The sequence below is a fragment of the Pseudomonas putida genome (genome assembly GCA_041879295.1).
Taxonomy (GTDB): Bacteria; Pseudomonadota; Gammaproteobacteria; order Pseudomonadales; family Pseudomonadaceae; genus Aquipseudomonas; species Aquipseudomonas putida_Y.
This window is the reverse complement of sequence record CP047152.1, coordinates 4,649,615-4,670,906: the sequence shown is the minus strand read 5'-3', so window position 1 is coordinate 4,670,906 and position 21,292 is coordinate 4,649,615. Positions and strand designations below refer to the sequence as shown.

The following is a 21,292-nucleotide window of genomic DNA, read 5'->3' as shown; positions in this document are numbered from 1 at the left end:
GCCGGCGTTTTTGTTGTGCGAAGCAAGAGGCGTATGCGGATAATCAGTCCAGCAGGGTTGCCCAGCTTTCAACCACATCGCCGCCCCAAGTGGCTTTCCACTCTTTCAGGGTCTTGTGGTTGCCGCCTTTGGTTTCGATCACTTCACCGTTGTGCGGGTTCTTGTATTGCTTGACCTTGCGTGCGCGCTTGGTGGCGGTAGTCTTGACCGAACCACGAGGTGCCTTGCTCAGTTTCGACTCTGGGTCGAGCAGGGCAATCACGTCGCGCAGCGACTTGGAGTATTCGCCCATCAGTGTGCGCAGTTTGCCTTCGAACTCCAGTTCTTTCTTCAGCTTGTCATCCTGCGACAGATTGGCCAGGCGGGCCTGAAGTTCCTTGATGGCTTCTTCGGTAGCGCGGTACTCGTTGATCAGGGACATGGAGTGTTCCTTAATGCGTGTTCAGAAATGTGTGGGCCAATAATAGACAGGCAATACTCGCAAGTAAACATAAGAATGGGCAATTAACTGTTAATTAAGCTGTGACAGCATTTCTCTACGTGAACAAATTTTTACATACGGCCCAGACGATTCGTCATGTCTGTCAGACAGAGCCCCTGCTGCGTTTTCGCGCCTGCATATGCCATCGTGGCAGCGATCAATACTGCGTTTTTTCTGGCGGGCCGCTAGAATAGGCGCCTTTGCGAAGTTCTGGAGTCTCATTCATGCGCACCTATCGTCTGGTGATCGCCTGCCCCGACCGTGTAGGCATCGTGGCGAAAGTCAGTAATTTCCTGGCCTTGTACAATGGCTGGATCAACGAAGCCAGCCACCACTCCGATGAGCAGAGCGGTTGGTTCTTCATGCGTCATGAAATCCGCGCTGAATCGCTGCCGTTCGGTATCGAAGCTTTCCGTGAAGCGTTTGCGCCGATCGCCGAAGAGTTCTCCATGACCTGGCGCATTACCGACTCGGCTCAGAAAAAACGCGTGGTATTGATGGCCAGCCGTGAGTCGCACTGCCTGGCAGACTTGCTGCACCGCTGGCACACCGATGAGCTGGACTGCGAGATCCCTTGCGTGATTTCCAACCACAACGACCTGCGCAGCATGGTCGAGTGGCACGGTATTCCGTTCTTCCATGTTCCGGTCGACCCCAAGGACAAGGCCCCGGCCTTTGCCGAAGTGTCGCGCCTGGTGCAGGAGCATGCCGCCGACGTCGTGGTACTGGCCCGCTACATGCAGATCCTGCCGCCACAACTGTGCCGGGACTATGCCGAGAAGGTGATCAACATCCATCACAGCTTCCTGCCGTCGTTCGTCGGCGCCAAGCCTTACCATCAGGCCGCCCTGCGGGGCGTGAAGCTGATTGGCGCGACTTGCCACTACGTCACCGAAGAGCTGGACGCCGGCCCGATCATCGAACAGGATGTGGTACGTGTCAGCCATGCTGACAGCATCGAGGACATGGTCCGCTTTGGCCGTGATGTGGAGAAGATGGTGCTGGCCCGTGGCCTGCGTTATCACCTGGAAGACCGCGTGCTGGTGCATGGTAACAAGACTGTGGTGTTCGACTGACACCACTTGATTTGCTGTGAGATTCTGGGCTGCGGTGCAGCCCTGTCGCGACAGGGGTGCACAGCGCCCCGGCAATCTTGGGTGAAACGCCAATGGCCAGGCAACGCAACAACCCCGCCGCCTCACCTCCACCGACCCTTGGCGAAGGCTGCCTGGCCCGCTACGACCCTGAAGCCCTGGATGACACGGATGGCACCGAATTCCCCGGCGCCGCCGAGCTCTGGCAACAGCTCAACCCGCCTGACGCCGCCAGCGCTCCAGCAGCGGACGCCCAAGCAGGCACACAAACACCGGCCCACCAGCCAGCAGATAAAAGTAGTAAGTAACCGCCCGCCATATCAGGATTGCCGCAGCCGCGGTCGAACTGCCCACCAATGGCGTCAACAGGCTGGCCGACGTCAGCTCGGCGGCCCCGGCTCCGCCAGGCAGCAGGCTGAATTGGCCGGCGCTGAGCGACAGCATCTGCACCAGGAAGCTGGGAATCCACTGCAGGTCCACCCCCAAGCCCCGCAGCACCAGGTACAACACGCTGTAGCGCAGCCCCCAGTGGGCGCAAGTCAGGGTGAATACCAGGCTCAACGTGCGCTTGGGCAGGCGCCAGGTCTGCGCCAGTGCTGCGACGAAGTGCAGCAGTTTGCGCGCCCAGCGGCGTTTGCGCGGCTGACCCATCCCCATGCGCTGCAGCAACCTGCCGTTCATGCGCATTATCGGACGCCGATAGCGCGACAGCCCGATCACCCCGGCCAACGCTGTGCACAGCAGTAACGCACTGCCCAGCAACATGCTTTCCTGGCTGTGGCCCAGGCTGTGGAACAGCGCGTAGCCGGCAATCGCCAGCATTGCGCAGAAGAAGAACACCAGGTCGTTCAACTGGTCCATGGCAAAAACGGCGCCGCTGCGTGCCGGGCTGATGCGGTCTCGCGCCAGCAGGGCCATCAGGGTCAGCGGCCCACCACTGCCGCCAGGGGTGGTGCAGATGGCAAATTCAGTGGCCATGACCACGCCCAGGCTGCGAGCATGGCTCAACTGTTTTGCCTGCTCACCCAGCAACAGGCGCAGGCGCAGCGCATTGATGACCCAGCACAACAGAATCATGCCTAGCAGCATGAGCAGCAGGTGCGGGTCGAACCGGCTCAGTCGCGGCAGCAGCTCGCTACCACCCAGCAACGCTGGCACCAGCGCTGCACCCAGCAATGCCAGCGCCAACCAGGCCCAACGCTTCATGCTGCCCCCTGGCGCTCCAGCCAGGCAGATTTGGTCAATGGTTCGCGACCATCCTTCAACAGTTTCTCCAGTGTTCGCAGCCAATAATCACGGGATGAGCGATGGCGCATGTCTACAGGGTGCAACCCCATGCGTATTGTGCTTGCGCCCCGCCAGCGCTGGCATTGCCAGTCGCACAGCGTGTGGGACAGTTTGCGACGCCATGCGCTTCGGGCGCTCCAGACCAGGCCTGGCGCATCAATGGCCGTAAAGTCCGGCAAACGGTACAAATGCTGCGGTGTGCTGGTGTATTTCAGTGGCAGGCTGCACAGCGCTTGCCGCGTGCCTTGGCTCATGAGCCAGGCAGGTGCGACAAACCCTGCCACAGGCCACCCTTGGCCCTCGAACAGTGCCAGGCCCTCCTGTAGGCGGGTAAGTGCTTCGCTCTCATCAAGGCTGTAGAACTCGCCTTCATGTGTATAGATGCGCCGCATGAAGTAGTCGACGGGGTTGCGCGGTGCGGGTCCTTCGTCTGCATGGGCATAGCCGTGAAGCGCCAGTTCGTCGCCTTTGGCCAGGCGTGCGTCCAGAAGGCGGCAGAACGTAGGTGCCCGGTGCAGCGGATTACGCCGATGGAAGTCCGGGACCACCAGCCATGTCATTGGCACGTTGCCCAGCGCGTCCACGGCCTCTACGAACGGTTCATAGTCCGGCCAGGTTTCCGGGGCAACATCATGCAGCACCAGCATGAGGCTGCGCTGGCTCGCGGAGGGCTCAAGCATGGGCGCGCACCTGTGGCTGGTGGCCGAGCACGGCCTGGTAGTGCTGCAGCAGGCCAGCCACCACGTTATCCCACGAATAATGATGCTCTACATGGTGACGGGCCTGCACACCGAGCTCGCGTATACCTGCCTCGAACGCCTCGCGCACGGCCGACGCCATCGCCCGACCATCGTTGGGCGCGCACAGGCGGCCACACTGTTCGTTGATGATTTCAGGGAAGGCACCGGCGCGCACGGCCACCACGGGCGTGGCGCTGGCCATCGCTTCGAGAATGACCAGGCCGAATGTTTCCTGGTCGCCAGCATGTACCAACAAGTCGGCGCTGGCCATCAGCCGGGCCACCTCTGCAGCCGGGCAGAAGTGATCGATGACGCTGACGTTGTGCGGCACGTTGGCCGGCATGCTCGAGCCTACCAGTAACAGGTGGTAGGGGTCGCCGAGTTGCCGCATGCAGTCAAGCAGTACCGGTAGGTTCTTTTCCCGCGAGCCTCGGCCGGCATAGATCAACAGGCGGCTGGTATCGGCAATGCCCAGTTCGGCACGTACATGTGGGTCGCGCCGGGCGGGGTGGAAAGTGGCAAGGTCAACGCCCAGCGGCTGCACATGGACATCGCGCACGCCCAAACGGCGTAATTTTTCGGCCATCACCTGGCTGGGGGCCAGTACCCGGTCAAAATTGCCGTATAACTTGCTGACGTAGGCCTCGACATTGGGGGCGAACCAGTTGCCCATGCGGTTGCTGACCAGTAACGGCAGGTCGGAATGGTAGAAGCCGATCACTGGCACGTCGAGCTGGCGCCGTGCTTCCAGCGCCGCCCAGGCGGTCAGGTAGGGGTCGCCAACTTCGATCAGGTCGGGCTTGAGCATGCGCAGTGTGTTGCACCAGGGGGCCAGGCGTACCGGAAAGCGGTAGCCTTTGCCAAACGGCAAGGGCGGCGCAGGTACCTGATAGATACCATCGGCGTGTTGGGCACTGGCCCCAGGAATCAACAGGCTATGGCGTACGCCGTGAATGGCGTCGAGACGGTGATGTTTGGCATCAAGATAGGTACGTACGCCACCGCTGGCCGGGGCGTAGAACATGGTGATGTCGGCGATGTGCACGATCAGCATCCCTCCGGGATCGTCTTCGGGTCTGTCATCCGGCGTTGAATTGCCGGCGATGACACGCCTAAAGGTGGACCTATCAGAAGGATAGTTTGTTCGATCAGTTTGAGAGGGGGCGCAATGCCTGGAGCAGCACAAAGGCTGCGCCAGGCGAAGGTGTAGCAGCTATCAGATACGGAAGCTGCCCACCAGATGCTTCAGGCGGCCAGCCTGTTGCTCGAGGTCGGAGCACGCGCGCAGGGTCGCTTGCAGGTTCTCCACGCCTTCCTGGTTGAGCATGTTGATCTCGCTGATGTCCATGTTGATCGCCTCGACCACGGCGGTCTGCTCTTCGGTGGCAGTGGCCACTGACTGGTTCATGCCGTCAATTTCGCCAATGCGCACGGTTACGCTGTCCAGTCGCTCGCCCGCCTGGTTGGCGATCTGCATGCTGTCCTGGCTGTGGCGCTGGCTCTGGTCCATGGTATCGACCGACTCGCGGGCCCCGACCTGCAGCTCTTCGATCATGGTCTGCACTTGCTGCGCCGATTCCTGGGTGCGGTGCGCCAGGTTGCGCACCTCGTCGGCGACCACGGCAAAGCCACGCCCGGCCTCACCGGCGCGGGCCGCTTCGATGGCGGCGTTTAGTGCCAGCAGGTTGGTCTGCTGGGAAATGCTGGTGATCACTTCGAGGATCTGGCCGATATTCACGGTCTTGCTGTTCAGTGTTTCGATGTGCGCGCTGGACGTGACGATCAGGTCGGACAGGCGGTTCATTGCGGCAATGTTGCGCTCGACCACTTGCTGGCCTTCTTCGGCCAGCAGGCGCGCGGAGCTTGCGTGCTGCGAAGCCTGGGCGGCGTTGCCGGCAATTTCCTGGGCAGCTGCTCCCAGTTCGTTGATGGCGGCTGCGACACTGTTGGTGCGGTTGGACTGCTCATCGGAGTTGGTCATCGACGAGTTCGAAGCACTGATCACCCGCAGGGCCACTTCGTTGACCTGCTCGGTGGCCGAAGACACTTCGCGAATGCTGCTGTGAATACGTTCGACGAAGCGGTTGAAGGCGTTGCCGAGGACACCGAATTCGTCGTGGTTGTGGATATGCAGGCGCTTGGTCAGGTCGCCTTCACCTTCGGCAATGTCTTCCATGGCGCGGGTCATGGTGTGCAGCGGCTGCATCAACACGCGGATCAGCAGGCCGAGCAGGCCGATGATGATCACCACCGCCACTAGCGTGGCGATCACCGCAGAGGTGCGGAAGGTGCTGAGCATCGAGAAGGCCTTGTCCTTGTCCACCGACAGGCCGATGTACCAGTTTGCCGACGGCAGGCCGGTAATTGGGCTGAAGGTCAGCAGGCGAGTCTGGCCATCGCTTTGCACTTCGGTCAGCTCACCGGTCAGTTTCGGCGTGTGCTGCGGGAACAGGTCAGACAGCGACTTCATGACCAGGTCTTTATCCGGGTGCACCAGGATCTTGCCCTGGTCGTTGACCAGGAAGGCGTATCCCATGCCGCCGAAGTTCAGCGAGTTGATGATCTGCACCAGGCCGTCCAGGGCCAGGTCGCCGCCGACCACGCCAACGCTGCTGGAGACCTTGTTGAGGATGCCTATGACCATCTTGTTGGTGGTCATGTCGATGTACGGTTCGGTCAGGGTCGCGCCGCTGGCGTTCATGCCGTCCTTGTACCAAGGGCGGGTGCGCGGGTCGTAGCCGTCGGGCATCTTCGCGTCCGGGCGCACGCTGAAACTGCCGTCGACCTTGCCCAGGTAGACCGTGAGGAAGCTGGAGGTCAGCGCATTCTGACCCATCAGGGTTTCGGCGCTGGCTGGGTTCTGGGCAATGTTCTGCGCCAGGTTTTCCACCAGTTTTATCCGGCCCTCGAACAGGTTGCGAATGTTGGTCGACGTGGAGGCGCCCATTTCAGCCAGGTAGTTTTCCAGGTCCTCGCGGATCGCATTACGCTGGAGGTAATCGTTGTAGAGGGTGAAAAGGCTGAAGGCGAGTATCACGATCAGTGATGCCGCCAAAAGAATCTTGTGGCTGAAACGAAGGCTTTTGTTCATGGGCGTAATCGGTTCCGCTAAGGTTCTATATCAGGCGTTCGCACGAGTGGAGCCGTAGGTTGTGCAACATCCCGAGAAGTCCCTTTTCGGTTGTTCCTCTCTATTAAGGCGAATATCACCCACAGGTATCGGCCGAATTAAGCTAAAGCTTGAGCAGAGGATTAAAAAGATGTCGGAATTTTCGACCATCGTTGTAGGTGCGGGCCCGGATGGCCAGCCAGTCGGTCAAGCAATGCGCCTGGCCAACCGGCACGGTCTGGTGGCTGGCGCAACGGGTACTGGCAAGACCGTCACTCTGCAGCATCTGGCGGAGGTGTTCAGCGACGCGGGGGTGGCGGTGTTCGCCGCCGATGTCAAAGGCGACCTTTGTGGTTTGGGCGCTGCCGGTGCGCCGCAAGGCAAGGTGGCTGAGCGCATCGCTGGCATGCCGTGGCTGGGGCATACGCCCCGGGCCTATCCGGTGAGCCTATGGGATATCGCCGGGCAGTCTGGCCACCCGCTGCGCACCACCCTCAGTGAAATGGGGCCGCTGCTGCTGGGCAATTTGCTGGAACTGACCGACAGTCAGCAGGCGGCGTTGTACGCAGCATTCAAGGTGGCCGACCGCGAAGGCCTGCTGCTGCTGGACCTCAAAGACCTCAAGGCCCTGCTGGCGCATCTGAAGGATAACCCGCAGCTGCTCGGCGAAGACAGCGCGCTAATGACCACGGCTTCTACCCAGGCCTTGCTGCGCCGGCTCGCTACCTTGGAGCAGCAGGGCGCCGAGGCACTGTTCGGCGAGCCGGCATTGCAGCTGGAGGACCTGCTGCGCCCTGATCCGGATGGTCGTGGGCGTATCCACCTGCTCGATGCCAGCCGATTGGTGCACGAGGCTCCCAAGGTGTACGCGACGTTCCTGTTGTGGCTGCTGGCCGAATTGTTCGAGCAGTTGCCCGAGCGCGGTGATGCTGACAAGCCGGTGCTGGCGCTGTTCTTCGATGAAGCACACTTGTTGTTCAACGGCACGCCCAAGGCGTTGCAGGAGCGGCTTGAGCAAGTGGTCCGGCTGATCCGCTCCAAGGGGGTGGGTGTCTATTTCGTTACCCAGTCGCCGGGGGACTTGCCCGACGCGGTGCTGGCCCAGTTGGGCTTGCGCATTCAGCACGGCTTGCGGGCGTTCACGGCCAAGGAGCAGAAGTCGCTGCGGGCGGTAGCCGATGGTTTCCGCCCCAACCCGGCGTTCGATACCCTGGCAGTGCTGACCGAACTGGGTATTGGCGAAGCGCTGGTGGGTACGTTGGAAGAAAAGGGCACGCCGGCCATCGTGCAGAGGGTGCTGGTTGCACCGCCGCAGTCGCGTATTGGGCCACTGAGTGCGGTTGAGCGCAGTGCGCTGATTGCCGCTTCGCCATTGGCTGGGCGCTATGACAAGCCGGTGGACCGTGAATCTGCCTATGAAATGCTGACCCAGCGCAAGGGCGAACCGGTAGAGCCGGCGCCACAACCGAAGGCGGATGAAGAGAGCTTTGCCGACAAGGCTGGCGAGTTCTTGCAGAGTGCAGCGGGGCAGGCGATCAAGTCGGCAGTGCGCCAGGCAGCTAACCAGTTGGGGCGGCAGTTGGTGCGCGGGTTGATGGGGTCGTTGTTAGGGAGCAAGAAAAGGTAGTCTTCCTGCGCAGGCCCATACCCTCGGTAGCACAAGGCTGCCCCGGCAAAGAACAGGGCAGCACAGGAATGACGGCTATGAAAAAGGCGCCCGGGGGCGCCTTCATTCATTGCGGTGTCACTCAGCCAATGGCTTTGGACGCCAGCCAGAACAGGCCGGCCGCCAGGCCCATCGAGGCAGGCAGGGTCAGGACCCATGCCAGCAGGATGGTCTTCACAGTGCCGCCTTGCAGGCCACTTTTGTTGGCGACCATGGTGCCGGCCACGCCGGATGACAGCACATGGGTGGTCGACACCGGCAGGGCGAATACGTTGGCCATGCCGATGGCGCAGGCTGCAGTGATCTGTGCCGACATGCCTTGGGCATAGGTCATGCCTTGTTTGCCGATCTTCTCGCCTACGGTCAACACTACGCGCTTCCAGCCAACCATGGTGCCCAGGCCAAGGGCCAGGGCGACGGCCACGATCACCCAGAACGGGGCGTATTCGGTAGTGGCGGTGAGGTCTTTGCGCAGCTTTTCAAGGTCGGATTTTTCACGGGCGTCCAGGCCTGGCAGCTTGCCAACCTTCTTCGCGGTGTCATCCAGGCACAACAGGTAGCGGCGTACTTCAACGCGCTTATCGGCGTCGAGGCTGTGGTAGTCCGTCACGCCTTTCAGCGAGGTCTGCAGCGCAGCAATGGTCGGTTCGGTCTGCTGAGGGTTGCAGCTGAACTGCTCCGGCAGGTCGCTGGCCTTGGCCTTGCCCAGTGCCAGGAACTCGCCCAGGGTGGCGGCGTTACGCTGGTAGAACTGGCTCATGTGCAGGGTAGCGTCGCGCGTACGCTCGATCTGGTAGGTGGTGCTGTTCAGGTCGAGTACGAATTTGGCCGGCACAATACCGATCAGCACCAGCATGATCAGGCCGATGCCTTTCTGGCCGTCGTTGGAGCCGTGCACGAAGCTCACACCCATGGCGGAAACCACCAGGACCAGACGGTTCCAGAAGGGCGGGTGCTTTTTGTCGTCGAGCTTGCGGCGTTGTTCCGGCGTTTTGTGCATCTTCGACAGCGGGCGCCACCATTTCAGGCCGATCAGCACCAGCGCAGCAACGGCGAAGCCGGCCATTGGCGAGACCACCAGTGACATGGCGATATCGATCGCTTTCTGCCAGTTGACACCGTCGCCCAGCGGAATGTCGTTGATCAGGGCGTTGGCCAGGCCGACACCGAGAATGGAGCCGATCAGCGTATGCGAACTGGAGGCGGGAATGCCAAAGTACCAAGTGCCCAGGTTCCAGGTGATGGCCGCGGCCAGCAACGAGAAGACCATGGCCAGGCCATGTCCGGTGTTCACATTGATCAGCAGCTCTACCGGCAACAGGTGCACGATGGCATAGGCCACCCCTACACCGCCGAGCAGAACGCCAAGGAAGTTGAACACGCCGGAGAAGAACACGGCGAGGTGCGGTGGCATGGCTTTGGTATAGATGACGGTAGCTACCGCGTTGGCGGTGTCATGAAAGCCATTGATGAACTCGAAGGCGAGTACGAAGGTCAAGGCGAGCAGTAGGCTCACCAATACCCAGGCATCCAGTCCGCTGAATAAATCGATCATGAAGGTTGTCTGGCGGGTCATAGGGGGGCGGGATTATGCCAGAAAACCTTGGCAATCGATGCACCTGCAACAGACAGATGACAGTCTTCATGGTGCAAGCATGTCGTGCAGAGGGGGGCGTTCAGTGGGGTAAATTGCGGCTAAAAGTCGAAAATCATGGCGAAAAATGGCCTAAATGTTGTGAAATGTCCATTTCTCAAAATTTCAAACGGCCGTATGAAATTTGTGTAATTCCATTTCATCATCGGCCAGACAGTAAAGATCGACCTCGCCCGGGTTGACCGGGCGACGACGCGCAGAGGACCCCCGAGGCTCAGGGATTGTCGCTGCGCAGTTCTTTTTCGATGCGTTCCAGTTCCTGGCTGAAGGCCTGGTCGCGAACGCTGGCACGCTTGCGCCAAGGTTTGCGTTCCGGATCCGGTTGTGCGGCGTAGGTGGTGACTTCGCCACCATAAACTTCCTTGTAACGTTCAGCCTGGCGCTCGAGTTCCGCGCGCAGTTCATCTTTCGTCACATGCAGTACCTGAAATAAGTGTAATGACTGTTGTCATGCATTGTGCCACATGCATATTGCCTTGCTGGCCGCAACGGCTTGTTAAAGCGGAAGGTTCCATCACCACGGTAAGCGGAGGGCCTGCGCAGTCGATTATAGCAACCGATAATTCGCCGAACATCGTTATTTACTCAGCACTGACATCATCTGGCGCAAGTAGCAGGATCTGTTCACCAACAGTTTGGACCTTTCGTACAAGTTTGAAAGGAATGAAGGATAGAAGTTCGCTGCAATGTCAGGGCGGGCCGTAACGAAAAACGGCCTCGCCGAAAGGCGAGGCCGTTGCCTGGGGACTTCTTACGGTGGGTACCTGACCAGTCTCTCCAAAGAAGCCACAAGTGGCAGAGGAAAGGTATAAGCAAACGTGTCGGCGGTCAATTGCGATTATCGGCCGTTTGTTCGATAATCGCACGAACCGGTGTTTTTTTTGAGGTGTGCGATGAGTGACGAAACCCTGGACAACGATTCCGGCAATACGGAGGTGGCGCGACCTGCTTCGGCTGCCATGGCGCCGCCGATCGTGGCTTCCCCGGCCAAGCGCATCCAGGCCTTTACCGGTGACCCTGACTTCATGACCTCTCTGGCACGTGGCCTGGCCGTGATCCAGGCCTTCCAGGAGCGCAAGCGGCACCTGACCATCGCCCAGATCAGCCACCGTACCGAAATCCCTCGCGCAGCGGTGCGCCGCTGCCTGCACACGCTGATCAAGCTGGGTTACGCCACCACTGACGGGCGTACCTATTCGCTGCTGCCCAAAGTGTTGACGCTGGGGCATGCTTACCTGTCGTCCACACCACTGGCAATTTCTGCCCAGCCGTACCTGGATCGCATCAGCGACCAGTTACATGAGGCGGCCAACATGGCCACCCTTGAAGGTGACGACATTCTTTATATAGCCCGTTCGGCCACGGTCGAGCGGCTGATCTCGGTCGATCTGTCAGTGGGCGGGCGCCTGCCGGCCTATTGCACGTCGATGGGCCGCATTCTGCTGGCGGCCATGGACGACACCAGCCTGCGTGAGTACCTGGAACGTGCCGACCTCAAGGCGCGCACCAGCCGTACCCTGAATGACCCTGAATCGTTGTTCGCCTGCATCCAGCAGGTGCGCGCCCAGGGCTGGTGCGTGGTCGACCAGGAATTGGAACAGGGGCTGCGATCGATTGCGGTGCCGGTGTATGACGCTTCGGGGCAGGTATTGGCTGCGTTGAATGTAAGTACCCATGTCGGGCGGGTGACCCGCAGTGAGCTGGAGCAGCGGTTCTTGCCGATTTTGCTGGCGGCCAGCCGGGACCTTTGCCATCAGTTGTTCGGTTGAGTCCGCAGGGAGCACTTTGCGGCCCCGGATCGGAACAGGCAAAACCGTTTCTTGTGCGATAAACGCACAGTGTCGTGCCGAGTGAATTGCTTCACCTCGGCACGCTGATTAATGTCTCTCGCAACGGTCGGCCAGCCGACCGAACAAGAAAAACATAAGAGGCACTTACTCATGAATACTGTCACCTCGCTGCTGCGGCCGCACCCGCATGCAGTAACGTTATATCCAGGCTGACCCAGGCCATTTACCCCAATCATCGCCCTTGTACCGGTTACCCGTGTGCAACGGCCTGACTGTGCCCTACATTCTGGATAACAATAATGAACCAAGCGCAAACCAACGTCGGCAAAAGCCTCGACGTTCAATCTTTCATCAATCAGCAGCCGCTATCCCGGTATCAGTGGCGGGTTGTGCTGCTGTGCTTCCTGATCGTCTTCCTCGATGGCCTGGACACCGCTGCCATGGGTTTCATCGCCCCGGCACTGTCGCAAGAGTGGGGGATCGACCGCGCGAGCCTTGGGCCGGTCATGAGTGCTGCATTGATCGGCATGGTATTCGGCGCGCTGGGGTCCGGGCCGCTGGCTGACCGTTTCGGCCGCAAAGGCGTGCTGGTGGGGGCGGTGCTGGTGTTCGGTGGCTTCAGTCTGGCCTCGGCCTATGCCTCCAACGTCGACCAGTTGCTGGTGCTGCGCTTTCTGACTGGTCTGGGGCTGGGGGCTGGCATGCCCAACGCCACCACGCTGTTGTCCGAATACACCCCGGAGCGCCTCAAGTCGCTGCTGGTGACCAGCATGTTCTGTGGCTTCAACCTGGGCATGGCCGGTGGTGGCTTCATTTCCGCCAAGATGATCCCGGCCTACGGCTGGCACAGCCTGCTGGTCATCGGTGGCGTGCTGCCGTTGCTGCTGGCGCTGGTACTGATGGTCTGGCTGCCGGAGTCGGCGCGGTTCCTGGTGGTGCGCAACCGCGGCACCGACAAGGTGCGCAAGACCTTGTCGCCAATCGCGCCGCAAGTGGTGGCCGAGGCCGGTAGTTTCAGTGTGCCGGAGCAAAAGGCGGTGGCTGCACGCAACGTGTTTGCGGTGATCTTTTCTGGCACCTACGGCCTGGGCACCGTGCTGCTGTGGCTGACCTATTTCATGGGCCTGGTGATCGTCTACCTCCTGACCAGCTGGCTGCCAACCCTGATGCGTGACAGCGGCGCGAGCATGGAGCAGGCCGCGTTCATCGGCGCGCTGTTCCAGTTTGGTGGAGTGCTAAGCGCAGTCGGCGTGGGTTGGGCCATGGACCGTTTCAATCCGCACAAGGTGATCGGCATTTTCTATCTGCTGGCCGGGGTGTTCGCCTACGCAGTGGGGCAGAGCCTGGGTAACATCACCGTGCTAGCCACGCTGGTACTCGTCGCCGGTATGTGTGTGAACGGTGCGCAGTCGGCAATGCCATCGCTGGCGGCCCGCTTCTATCCCACCCAGGGCCGGGCCACAGGTGTATCGTGGATGCTGGGTATTGGCCGCTTTGGTGCGATTCTAGGGGCCTGGAGTGGCGCAACGCTGTTGGGCCTGGGCTGGAACTTCGAGCAGGTGCTGACGGCCTTGCTCGTACCGGCGGCGCTGGCGACCGTGGGTGTGGTCGTCAAGGGGCTGGTCAGCCACTCCGACGCAACCTGAGGGCGAGGGCCGCGTCGCGGCCCATTCGCAGCACAAGGCTGCTCCGGCAGGAGCGGTGTTGTGCTGCGATCAGGGCGCACAACTGCCTGGTGGTGGGGGAATAGTTGTAGAACAAATGGTTCGATAATCGCACGAATAGTCGATTATCGGATTGTAAGGTACCCACCAGTCTCCTTAATCTGGGTTTATCGAAGCACCCTGACCAGGAGCCTCCAAATGCCACGCGCAGACCATTTCCGAATCCACCCAAATCGAGCTGTCCACCATGTGTGACCTCGACGCCCGTACCGCCGCGGCCCATGGCCAGCTGGCAGGAGAAGCCTGATGCACGACGTATTCATCTGTGACGCCATCCGTACCCCCATCGGCCGCTTCGGCGGCGCCCTGGCCAGCGTGCGGGCCGACGACCTGGCAGCGGTGCCGCTGAAGGCGCTGGTAGAGCGCAACCCAGGCGTGCAGTGGGACCAGGTAGACGAAGTGTTCTTCGGCTGCGCCAACCAGGCCGGTGAAGACAACCGCAACGTGGCCCGCATGGCACTGCTGCTGGCCGGCCTGCCGGAAAGCATCCCGGGTGTCACCCTGAACCGCCTGTGTGCGTCGGGCATGGATGCCATCGGCACTGCTTTCCGCGCCATCGCCAGCGGCGAGATGGAACTGGTGATTGCCGGTGGCGTCGAGTCGATGTCGCGCGCCCCGTTCGTCATGGGCAAGGCTGAAAGCGCCTATTCGCGCAACATGAAGCTGGAAGACACCACCATTGGCTGGCGTTTCATCAACCCGCTGATGAAGAGCCAGTATGGTGTGGATTCCATGCCGGAAACCGCCGACAACGTGGCTGATGACTATCAGGTTTCGCGTGCTGACCAGGACGCGTTCGCCCTGCGCAGTCAGCAAAAGGCTGCTGCTGCGCAGGCTGCCGGCTTCTTCGCCGAAGAAATTGTGCCGGTGCGTATCGCTCACAAGAAGGGCGAAATCATCGTCGAACGTGACGAACACCTGCGCCCGGAAACCACTCTGGAGGCGCTGACCAAGCTCAAACCGGTCAACGGTCCGGACAAGACGGTCACCGCCGGCAACGCCTCGGGCGTGAACGACGGTGCCGCGGCGATGATCCTGGCCTCGGCCGCTGCGGTGAAGAAGCACGGCCTGACCCCGCGCGCCCGCGTTTTGGGCATGGCCAGCGGCGGCGTTGCTCCACGTGTCATGGGCATTGGCCCGGTGCCGGCGGTGCGCAAGCTGACTGAGCGTCTGGGGGTGGCGGTAAGTGATTTCGACGTGATCGAGCTTAACGAGGCGTTTGCCAGCCAAGGCCTGGCAGTGCTGCGTGAGCTGGGTGTCGCTGACGATGCGCCACAGGTAAACCCTAATGGCGGCGCCATTGCCCTGGGCCACCCGCTGGGCATGAGCGGTGCGCGCCTGGTGCTGACTGCGCTGCACCAGCTGGAGAAGAGTGGTGGGCGTAAAGGCCTGGCGACCATGTGTGTGGGCGTTGGCCAAGGTCTGGCACTGGCCATCGAGCGGGTTTGACCTGTACCGGCCTCTTCGCGGGCAAGCCAGCTCCCACAGGGATCCACGCAATCACCTGTGGGAGCGGGCTTGCCCGCGAAGAGGCCTGTCCTGTGAGACATAAGGCCAATTGCCAGCCAGATAGCGGAACGAGTGTGTTACCAGGTATGTCTAGATTTACCTAGTACCCTCCAGGAGTAAAACCGTCATGACTTCAACCTATTACACTGGCGAAGAACGCAGCAAGCGCATCTTCGCTATCGTCGGTGCCTCGTCAGGCAACCTGGTGGAATGGTTCGACTTCTACGTCTACGCCTTCTGTGCGATCTACTTCGCCCCGGCCTTCTTCCCCTCGGACGATCCCACCGTGCAGTTGTTGAACACGGCTGGTGTATTCGCCGCAGGTTTCCTGATGCGCCCAATCGGTGGCTGGATCTTCGGCCGCCTCGCCGACCGCCATGGTCGCAAGAATTCCCTGATGATCTCGGTGCTGATGATGTGCTTCGGCTCCCTGATGATCGCTTGCCTGCCCACCTATGCCAGCATCGGCACCTGGGCACCGGCGCTGCTATTGCTGGCTCGCCTGATCCAGGGCCTGTCGGTTGGGGGCGAATACGGCACCACGGCCACTTACATGAGTGAAGTGGCCCTGCGTGGGCAGCGCGGCTTCTTTGCTTCGTTCCAGTACGTCACCCTGATTGGCGGCCAGTTGCTGGCGGTACTGGTCGTGGTGATCCTGCAACAGCTGCTGACTGAAGATGAACTGCGGGCCTGGGGCTGGCGCATTCCTTTCGTGGTGGGGGCCATCGCCGCCCTGATCTCGTTGATGCTGCGCCGTTCGCTGCACGAGACCAGTAGCGCCGAAGCCCGCAATGACAAGGATGCAGGTTCGATCGGTGGCCTGTTCCGCAATCACGCAGCGGCGTTCATCACAGTATTGGGTTACACCGCTGGTGGCTCGCTGATTTTCTATACTTTCACCACTTATATGCAGAAATACCTGGTCAACACTGCGGGCATGACAGCCAAGAACGCCAGCTACGTGATGACCGGAGCATTGTTCCTGTTCATGGTGGTACAGCCGTTCTTCGGCATGCTGTCCGACCGTATCGGTCGGCGCAATTCGATGCTGCTGTTCGGCGCGCTCGGTACCTTGTTCACCGTGCCGCTGCTGATGGCACTGAAAACCGTGACCAGCCCGCTCATGGCCTTCGTGCTGATCAGCCTGGCCCTGTGTATCGTCAGTTTCTACACCTCGATCAGCGGCCTGGTGAAAGCCGAAATGTTCCCGCCACAGGTGCGTGCACTGGGGGTGGGCCTGGCCTATGCGGTGGCCAACGCAGCATTCGGCGGTTCGGCCGAATATGTGGCCCTGGGTCTGAAAACCCTGGGGATGGAAAACACTTTCTACTGGTACGTGACGGCGATGATGGCGATTGCTTTCCTGTTCAGCCTGCGCCTGCCGAAGCAGGCGGTGTATCTGCACCATGATGATTAAGGACGCTGCATGAGCAACCAACTGTTCGACGCCTATTTCACCGCGCCGGCCATGCGCGAGATTTTCTCCGACCGTGGCCGCCTGCAGGGCATGCTGGATTTCGAAGCAGCGCTTGCCCGTGCCGAAGCCTCTACCGGTTTGGTCCCGCACGCCGCGGTGGCGGCCATCGAGGCGGCATGCCAGGCCGAGCGCTATGACGTCGGCGCACTGGCCAATGCCATTGCGATCGCTGGCAACTCGGCAATTCCGTTGGTGAAAGCGTTGGGCAAAGTGATCGCCACTGGCGTACCTGAAGCTGAGCGCTATGTGCACCTTGGGGCGACCAGCCAGGATGCGATGGACACCGGTCTGGTTCTGCAGTTGCGCGATGCCCTGGACTTGATCGAGGCTGACCTTGGCAAGCTGGCTGATACCCTGTCGCAGCAGGCGTTGAAGCATGCCGATACGCCATTGGTGGGGCGTACCTGGTTGCAGCATGCTACCCCGGTGACCCTGGGCATGAAGCTGGCCGGTGTACTGGGTGCTTTGACCCGCCACCGTCAGCGCCTGCATGAACTGCGCCCGCGCCTGCTGGTCCTGCAGTTCGGCGGAGCCTCGGGCAGCCTGGCGGCCTTGGGCAGCAAGGCGATGCCGGTGGCCGAAGCGCTGGCCGAACAGCTCAAACTGTCCCTGCCCGAACAGCCCTGGCACACCCAGCGTGACCGCCTGGTGGAGTTTGCCTCGGTACTGGGCCTGGTTGCCGGCAGCCTGGGCAAGTTCGGCCGCGATATCAGCTTGCTGATGCAAACCGAGGCGGGGGAGGTGTTTGAGCCTTCTGCGCCGGGCAAGGGTGGGTCTTCGACCATGCCACACAAGCGCAACCCGGTGGGTGCTGCCGTGTTGATCGGTGCCGCAACCCGCGTGCCGGGCCTGCTGTCGACGCTGTTCGCGGCCATGCCCCAGGAGCACGAACGCAGCCTGGGCCTATGGCATGCCGAGTGGGAAACCTTGCCGGATATCTGCTGCCTGGTCTCTGGCGCCCTGCGCCAGGCTCAAATGATTGCCGAGGGTATGGAGGTGGATGCCGCGCGCATGCGCCATAACCTCGACCTGACACAAGGCCTGGTGCTGGCCGAAGCGGTGAGCATTGTCCTTGCCCAGCGCCTGGGGCGCGACCGTGCCCACCACCTGCTGGAACAATGCTGCCAGCGCGCGGTAGCCGAACAACGGCACCTGCGTGCCGTGCTGGGTGACGAACCGCAGGTCAGCGCCGAGCTGTCTGGCGAAGAACTCGATCGCCTGCTCGACCCTGCCCATTACCTGGGCCAGGCCCGCGTCTGGGTGGCGCGCGCCGTGTCCGAACATCAACGTTTCACTGCCTGAAGGAGACCGCTGTGGCGCACTTGCAACTGGCCGATGGCGTTTTGAATTATCAGATCGATGGCCCGGAAGACGCCCCGGTGCTGGTCCTGTCCAACTCGCTGGGTACCGACCTGGGCATGTGGGACACCCAGATTCCGTTGTGGAGCCAGCACTTCAGGGTGCTGCGTTACGACACCCGCGGTCACGGTGCATCGCTGGTCACTGAAGGCCCTTACAGCATCGAACAGCTGGGCCGCGACGTGCTGGCCCTGCTCGACGGGCTGGACATCCAGAAGGCTCACTTCGTCGGCCTGTCGATGGGCGGGCTGATCGGCCAGTGGCTGGGCATCAATGCAGGTGAGCGCCTGCGCAGCCTGACCCTGTGCAACACGGCCGCTAAGATCGCCAACGACGAGGTATGGAACACCCGTATCGACACTGTGCTCAAAGGTGGCCAGCAGGCCATGGTCGACCTGCGCGATGCCTCCATCGCCCGCTGGTTCACCCCAGGTTTTGCCCAGGCACAGCCGGAGCAGGCTCAGCGTATCTGTCAGATGCTGGCGCAAACCAGCCCGCAAGGCTATGCCGGCAACTGCGCAGCGGTACGTGACGCTGATTATCGTGAGCAACTGGGCCGCATCCAGGTGCCTGCGCTGATCGTTGCCGGTACTGAAGACGTAGTGACCACCCCTGAGCATGGCCGCTTCATGCAGGCCGGTATCCAAGGTGCCGAGTACGTCGACTTCCCGGCTGCGCACCTGTCCAATGTCGAGATTGGCGAGGCCTTCAGCCGCCGCGTGCTCGATTTCCTGCTGGCTCACTGAGGACAATGCCATGGACGAGAAACAACGTTACGACGCTGGCATGCAAGTGCGCCGCGCAGTGCTGGGCGATGCCCACGTGGACCGCAGCCTGGAGAAACTCAACGACTTCAATGGCGAGTTTCAGGAAATGATCACCCGCCACGCCTGGGGTGACATCTGGACCCGCCCGGGGCTGCCGCGCCATACCCGCAGCCTGATCACCATCGCCATGCTGATCGGCATGAACCGCAACGACGAACTGAAGCTTCACCTGCGCGCCGCAGCCAATAACGGCGTGACCCGCGACGAGATCAAGGAAGTGCTGATGCAGAGCGCGATCTACTGCGGCATTCCGGCGGCCAATGCCACGTTCCACTTGGCTGAGTCGGTGTGGGATGAGCTTGGCGTAGAGTCGCGCCAGTAAATCGTGTTCGCGGGCAAGCTCCCTGCCACAGGTCCTGCATAACCCTGCAGACCTGTGGCCGGGAGCTTGCCCGCGATGGCCCTTAAACCGATGCCTTTTTCTCCCGCATGGCAACCGGGCCGGCGTTGGTTTCTACGGCATGCTTCAGCGTCGGGCACAGGCCCAACATGAACGCAGCTTCGGCCACCACGAACAGTGGCCCGATGATCAGGCCACTCAGGTCGTCGACAAATGCCGGCTTGCGGCCTTCGTAGTAATGGCCGATGAACTGGATGACCCAGCCCACCACGAACGCCCCCAGCCCGGCGCCGAGCCATAGTGTTGTCGACTGCACTGCCAGCACCTCACCGACCCACAGGCACAGCCCCAGCAACAGCCCCATCACCAGCCCGAAGCGCAGGTCCAGGCGCAGGTAGAACCACACCGACGCCGCCGCTGCCACCAGGGCAGGGGACAGCCACATGCCAGCCATCTCCCAGCCTGGGCGTGAAAGCAGGATGGTGACTGCCAGTACGATCATGGGAATACCGACGAAGTGGGTGGCGATGTTGCGCGGGTCGCGGTGGTAGTTGGCGTATTGGCTCAGGTGGTCGACGAGGGTTTTCATTGTTGTGCCTCCCTGTTCTGCTTGGTTTCACCTGTACCCGATAGTGATCAGGATAGTCCGCCGTCACCACCATCATCAGCTCAGCGAATGGTGGCAGTTCGCACTGGCAAATTCATGGCAGGGCTTTATTCAGCTGCAGCAAATCGTACCCCCGAAGAAGGTGCATGAATGTTTATAGCGTTAGGTCACTTGAGGGGGAGACTGGCCTCTTCGCGAGTTTATCCGCGAAGAGGCCATCTGATTCACAGAAGATTCAGCGGATAACTCACAATCAAGCGGTTCTCATCGAACGCGTTGGTGCTGAAGTCGCGACGCATGGTCGAGTTGCGCCATTTCACCGACAGGTCCTTGAAACTGCCCGACTGCACCACATAGGCCAGCTCTGTTTCCCGTGCCCATTCCTTGCCATCGTCCACGCTGCCCACGGTGACGTTTTCACCCTTGATATAGCGGTTCATCAGGGTCAGGCCGGGTACGCCGACGGTGGCGAAGTTGAAGTCATGGCGAACCTGCCAGGAACGCTCCTTGGCATTGTCGAAGCTTGAATTGTAGCTGTCGTTGGCCAGGGTACCGCCACTGGTGCCATTGACCCGCATCCAGGCATCGTCGCCGCTGACCTTCTGCAGGCCAACGTAAAAGGTGTGGCCTTGGTAGCGCGCCGAAAGCAAGGCGGAGGCGGTGCGGTTGTCCAGCTTGCCGGCCCGTTCGGCACCATCTTCCTTGCCGATGAAGTAGCCCAGGTTGGCGCCCAGCGTCCAGTCGCCCAGCGGCTGGCTGTGCGTCAGGTTGAGGTACTGCTGGCGGTAGATGTCCTTGAGCTGGGCATCCCACAGGCCGATCATGGTGCGCTTGTCGTTGAAGCTGTACTCACCGCCGCCGAAATTGAAACGGTCGGAGGTGAAGGCAGCTTTGCCGTTGAGCGACATGTCTTCCATGCTGGCATCGTTGCGCGGGCTGTTGCCGCGGAACTGGCCGGCATACAGGGTCAGACCGGCGATTTCCCTGGAGGTCAGTTGACCACCGCGGAAGGTTTGCGGCAACGAGCGACCATCGTCTGAACGCAGGATTGGCAGTACTGGCATCCATTCACCGACTTTCAGCTCGGTTTCGGACAGCTTGGCTTTCAGCGCCACACCCAGCCTGCCGAAGTCATCGGCCGGGCGCCCGTCGTCATGCACAGGTAGCAAGTGAGTGTTGGTGGTGCCTCTGCCGCCGTCGAGCTTGACCGAGTAGAGCCCCAGTACGTCCACGCCGAAGCCGACCGTGCCCTGGGTGAAACCGGAACGGGCATCGAGGATGAAACTTTGCGTCCATTCCTCGGCCTTGCCCTGTGGGTGGGCCGGGTCAACGAAGTTGCGGTTGATGTAGAAGTTGCGCAGGTTGAGGGTGGCCTTGGCGTCCTCGATGAAACCGCCTTCGTTGGCGGCGAACACGGGGAGGGCGCAGGACATGGCCAACAGGCCGGGCAGCAGCTGGCGTGCGGGTAGCGAAATGCTCATCTGTCGTGGATCTCTTGTTTTTATGGTCGAGCTGTTGCACTGCAGGATCAGGCCTGCAGGTGCGGGTCTTTTTGATGAACTTGGGCAACGTTGCGTGGAGGGGATGGTGCGGGGTTGTGCGGGGGTGAGGCAATTCGCCGCAAACGG

The 21,292-nt window shown here is 61.2% G+C and carries 18 protein-coding genes; 9 read left to right on the top strand and 9 right to left on the bottom strand.

Annotated features, from left to right (window positions below):
• Positions 1-43: 43 nt before the first annotated feature.
• Positions 44-421 (bottom strand): H-NS histone, encoded by a 378-nt coding sequence (locus GST84_21375; GenBank protein XGB14750.1) that lies wholly within the window; start codon positions 419-421, stop codon positions 44-46.
• Between the two features lie 284 nt (positions 422-705).
• Here GST84_21375 and purU point away from each other — a divergent pair, with 284 nt between their 5' ends.
• Complete coding sequence (purU, locus tag GST84_21370; GenBank protein ID XGB14749.1) at positions 706-1,557, top strand: formyltetrahydrofolate deformylase; 852 nt, start codon at positions 706-708, stop codon at positions 1,555-1,557.
• Positions 1,558-1,788: 231 nt separating this feature from the next.
• Here purU and GST84_21365 read toward each other — a convergent pair whose 3' ends face one another.
• The 4 genes from GST84_21365 to GST84_21350 all read right to left on the bottom strand — a co-directional run bounded on the left by GST84_21365 (position 1,789) and on the right by GST84_21350 (position 6,693).
• A complete protein-coding gene (locus GST84_21365) occupies positions 1,789-2,781 on the bottom strand; it encodes a flippase-like domain-containing protein (GenBank protein ID XGB14748.1) in 993 nt (330 codons plus the stop codon).
• Positions 2,778-3,542 (bottom strand): DUF2334 domain-containing protein, encoded by a 765-nt coding sequence (locus GST84_21360; protein XGB14747.1) that lies wholly within the window; start codon positions 3,540-3,542, stop codon positions 2,778-2,780. Before GST84_21360 ends, GST84_21365 begins: the two co-directional genes overlap by 4 nt.
• Positions 3,535-4,656 (bottom strand): glycosyltransferase, encoded by a 1,122-nt coding sequence (locus GST84_21355; protein XGB14746.1) that lies wholly within the window; start codon positions 4,654-4,656, stop codon positions 3,535-3,537. Before GST84_21355 ends, GST84_21360 begins: the two co-directional genes overlap by 8 nt.
• Positions 4,657-4,818: 162 nt before the next feature.
• Positions 4,819-6,693 carry a HAMP domain-containing protein gene (locus tag GST84_21350; GenBank protein ID XGB14745.1) on the bottom strand — a complete coding sequence of 625 codons (1,875 nt, stop codon included), beginning with the start codon at positions 6,691-6,693 and terminating at the stop codon, positions 4,819-4,821.
• A gap of 169 nt (positions 6,694-6,862) precedes the next feature.
• Here GST84_21350 and GST84_21345 point away from each other — a divergent pair, with 169 nt between their 5' ends.
• Positions 6,863-8,338 (top strand): DUF853 family protein, encoded by a 1,476-nt coding sequence (locus tag GST84_21345; GenBank protein XGB14744.1) that lies wholly within the window; start codon positions 6,863-6,865, stop codon positions 8,336-8,338.
• Positions 8,339-8,459: 121 nt separating this feature from the next.
• On the opposite strand, the gene GST84_21340 is transcribed toward GST84_21345, so the two are convergent.
• Both GST84_21340 and GST84_21335 read right to left on the bottom strand, forming a co-directional pair.
• Positions 8,460-9,932 carry an inorganic phosphate transporter gene (locus GST84_21340; GenBank protein XGB14743.1) on the bottom strand — a complete coding sequence of 491 codons (1,473 nt, stop codon included), beginning with the start codon at positions 9,930-9,932 and terminating at the stop codon, positions 8,460-8,462.
• Between the two features lie 313 nt (positions 9,933-10,245).
• Positions 10,246-10,446 carry a hypothetical protein gene (locus GST84_21335; GenBank protein ID XGB14742.1) on the bottom strand — a complete coding sequence of 67 codons (201 nt, stop codon included), beginning with the start codon at positions 10,444-10,446 and terminating at the stop codon, positions 10,246-10,248.
• 478 nt (positions 10,447-10,924) lie between these two features.
• Between GST84_21335 and GST84_21330 the strand changes: the two genes are divergently transcribed.
• The 7 genes from GST84_21330 (at position 10,925) to pcaC (ending at position 19,039) form a co-directional block, all read left to right on the top strand.
• Positions 10,925-11,800 carry a helix-turn-helix domain-containing protein gene (locus tag GST84_21330; protein XGB14741.1) on the top strand — a complete coding sequence of 292 codons (876 nt, stop codon included), beginning with the start codon at positions 10,925-10,927 and terminating at the stop codon, positions 11,798-11,800.
• A 320-nt stretch (positions 11,801-12,120) separates the two neighbouring features.
• A complete protein-coding gene (locus tag GST84_21325; protein XGB14740.1) occupies positions 12,121-13,467 on the top strand; it encodes an aromatic acid/H+ symport family MFS transporter in 1,347 nt (448 codons plus the stop codon).
• Positions 13,468-13,791: 324 nt separating this feature from the next.
• The gene (gene pcaF / locus GST84_21320) at positions 13,792-14,994 is read left to right on the top strand and encodes a 3-oxoadipyl-CoA thiolase (GenBank protein ID XGB14739.1); all 1,203 of its coding nucleotides are present in this window, start codon (positions 13,792-13,794) and stop codon (positions 14,992-14,994) included.
• Positions 14,995-15,181: 187 nt separating this feature from the next.
• Entirely contained in the window at positions 15,182-16,471 is a 1,290-nt protein-coding gene (locus tag GST84_21315) for an MFS transporter (GenBank protein ID XGB14738.1), read from the top strand.
• A gap of 9 nt (positions 16,472-16,480) precedes the next feature.
• A complete protein-coding gene (locus GST84_21310) occupies positions 16,481-17,833 on the top strand; it encodes a 3-carboxy-cis,cis-muconate cycloisomerase (protein XGB14737.1) in 1,353 nt (450 codons plus the stop codon).
• 11 nt (positions 17,834-17,844) lie between these two features.
• Positions 17,845-18,636: a 3-oxoadipate enol-lactonase gene (gene pcaD, locus GST84_21305; GenBank protein XGB14736.1), complete on the top strand. Its 792-nt coding sequence runs from the start codon at positions 17,845-17,847 to the stop codon at positions 18,634-18,636.
• A 10-nt stretch (positions 18,637-18,646) separates the two neighbouring features.
• Entirely contained in the window at positions 18,647-19,039 is a 393-nt protein-coding gene (gene pcaC / locus GST84_21300; GenBank protein ID XGB14735.1) for a 4-carboxymuconolactone decarboxylase, read from the top strand.
• Positions 19,040-19,121: 82 nt separating this feature from the next.
• Here pcaC and GST84_21295 read toward each other — a convergent pair whose 3' ends face one another.
• A complete protein-coding gene (locus tag GST84_21295) occupies positions 19,122-19,646 on the bottom strand; it encodes a DUF962 domain-containing protein (protein XGB14734.1) in 525 nt (174 codons plus the stop codon).
• A gap of 242 nt (positions 19,647-19,888) precedes the next feature.
• Positions 19,889-21,145, bottom strand: coding sequence for an outer membrane porin, OprD family (locus GST84_21290; protein ID XGB14733.1), 1,257 nt, complete (start codon positions 21,143-21,145; stop codon positions 19,889-19,891).
• Between the last annotated feature and the right edge of the window lie 147 nt (positions 21,146-21,292).

What these genes read in the sequence shown, in the direction of transcription:
- GST84_21375 (XGB14750.1), bottom strand. Translation starts at nt 421, where the DNA reads ATGTCCCTGATCAACGAGTACCGCGCTACCGAAGAAGCCATCAAGGAA.
- purU (XGB14749.1), top strand. Translation starts at nt 706, where the DNA reads ATGCGCACCTATCGTCTGGTGATCGCCTGCCCCGACCGTGTAGGCATC.
- GST84_21365 (XGB14748.1), bottom strand. Translation starts at nt 2,781, where the DNA reads ATGAAGCGTTGGGCCTGGTTGGCGCTGGCATTGCTGGGTGCAGCGCTG.
- GST84_21360 (XGB14747.1), bottom strand. Translation starts at nt 3,542, where the DNA reads ATGCTTGAGCCCTCCGCGAGCCAGCGCAGCCTCATGCTGGTGCTGCAT.
- GST84_21355 (XGB14746.1), bottom strand. Translation starts at nt 4,656, where the DNA reads ATGCTGATCGTGCACATCGCCGACATCACCATGTTCTACGCCCCGGCC.
- GST84_21350 (XGB14745.1), bottom strand. Translation starts at nt 6,693, where the DNA reads ATGAACAAAAGCCTTCGTTTCAGCCACAAGATTCTTTTGGCGGCATCA.
- GST84_21345 (XGB14744.1), top strand. Translation starts at nt 6,863, where the DNA reads ATGTCGGAATTTTCGACCATCGTTGTAGGTGCGGGCCCGGATGGCCAG.
- GST84_21340 (XGB14743.1), bottom strand. Translation starts at nt 9,932, where the DNA reads ATGATCGATTTATTCAGCGGACTGGATGCCTGGGTATTGGTGAGCCTA.
- GST84_21330 (XGB14741.1), top strand. Translation starts at nt 10,925, where the DNA reads ATGAGTGACGAAACCCTGGACAACGATTCCGGCAATACGGAGGTGGCG.
- GST84_21325 (XGB14740.1), top strand. Translation starts at nt 12,121, where the DNA reads ATGAACCAAGCGCAAACCAACGTCGGCAAAAGCCTCGACGTTCAATCT.
- pcaF (XGB14739.1), top strand. Translation starts at nt 13,792, where the DNA reads ATGCACGACGTATTCATCTGTGACGCCATCCGTACCCCCATCGGCCGC.
- GST84_21315 (XGB14738.1), top strand. Translation starts at nt 15,182, where the DNA reads ATGACTTCAACCTATTACACTGGCGAAGAACGCAGCAAGCGCATCTTC.
- GST84_21310 (XGB14737.1), top strand. Translation starts at nt 16,481, where the DNA reads ATGAGCAACCAACTGTTCGACGCCTATTTCACCGCGCCGGCCATGCGC.
- pcaC (XGB14735.1), top strand. Translation starts at nt 18,647, where the DNA reads ATGGACGAGAAACAACGTTACGACGCTGGCATGCAAGTGCGCCGCGCA.
- GST84_21295 (XGB14734.1), bottom strand. Translation starts at nt 19,646, where the DNA reads ATGAAAACCCTCGTCGACCACCTGAGCCAATACGCCAACTACCACCGC.
- GST84_21290 (XGB14733.1), bottom strand. Translation starts at nt 21,145, where the DNA reads ATGAGCATTTCGCTACCCGCACGCCAGCTGCTGCCCGGCCTGTTGGCC.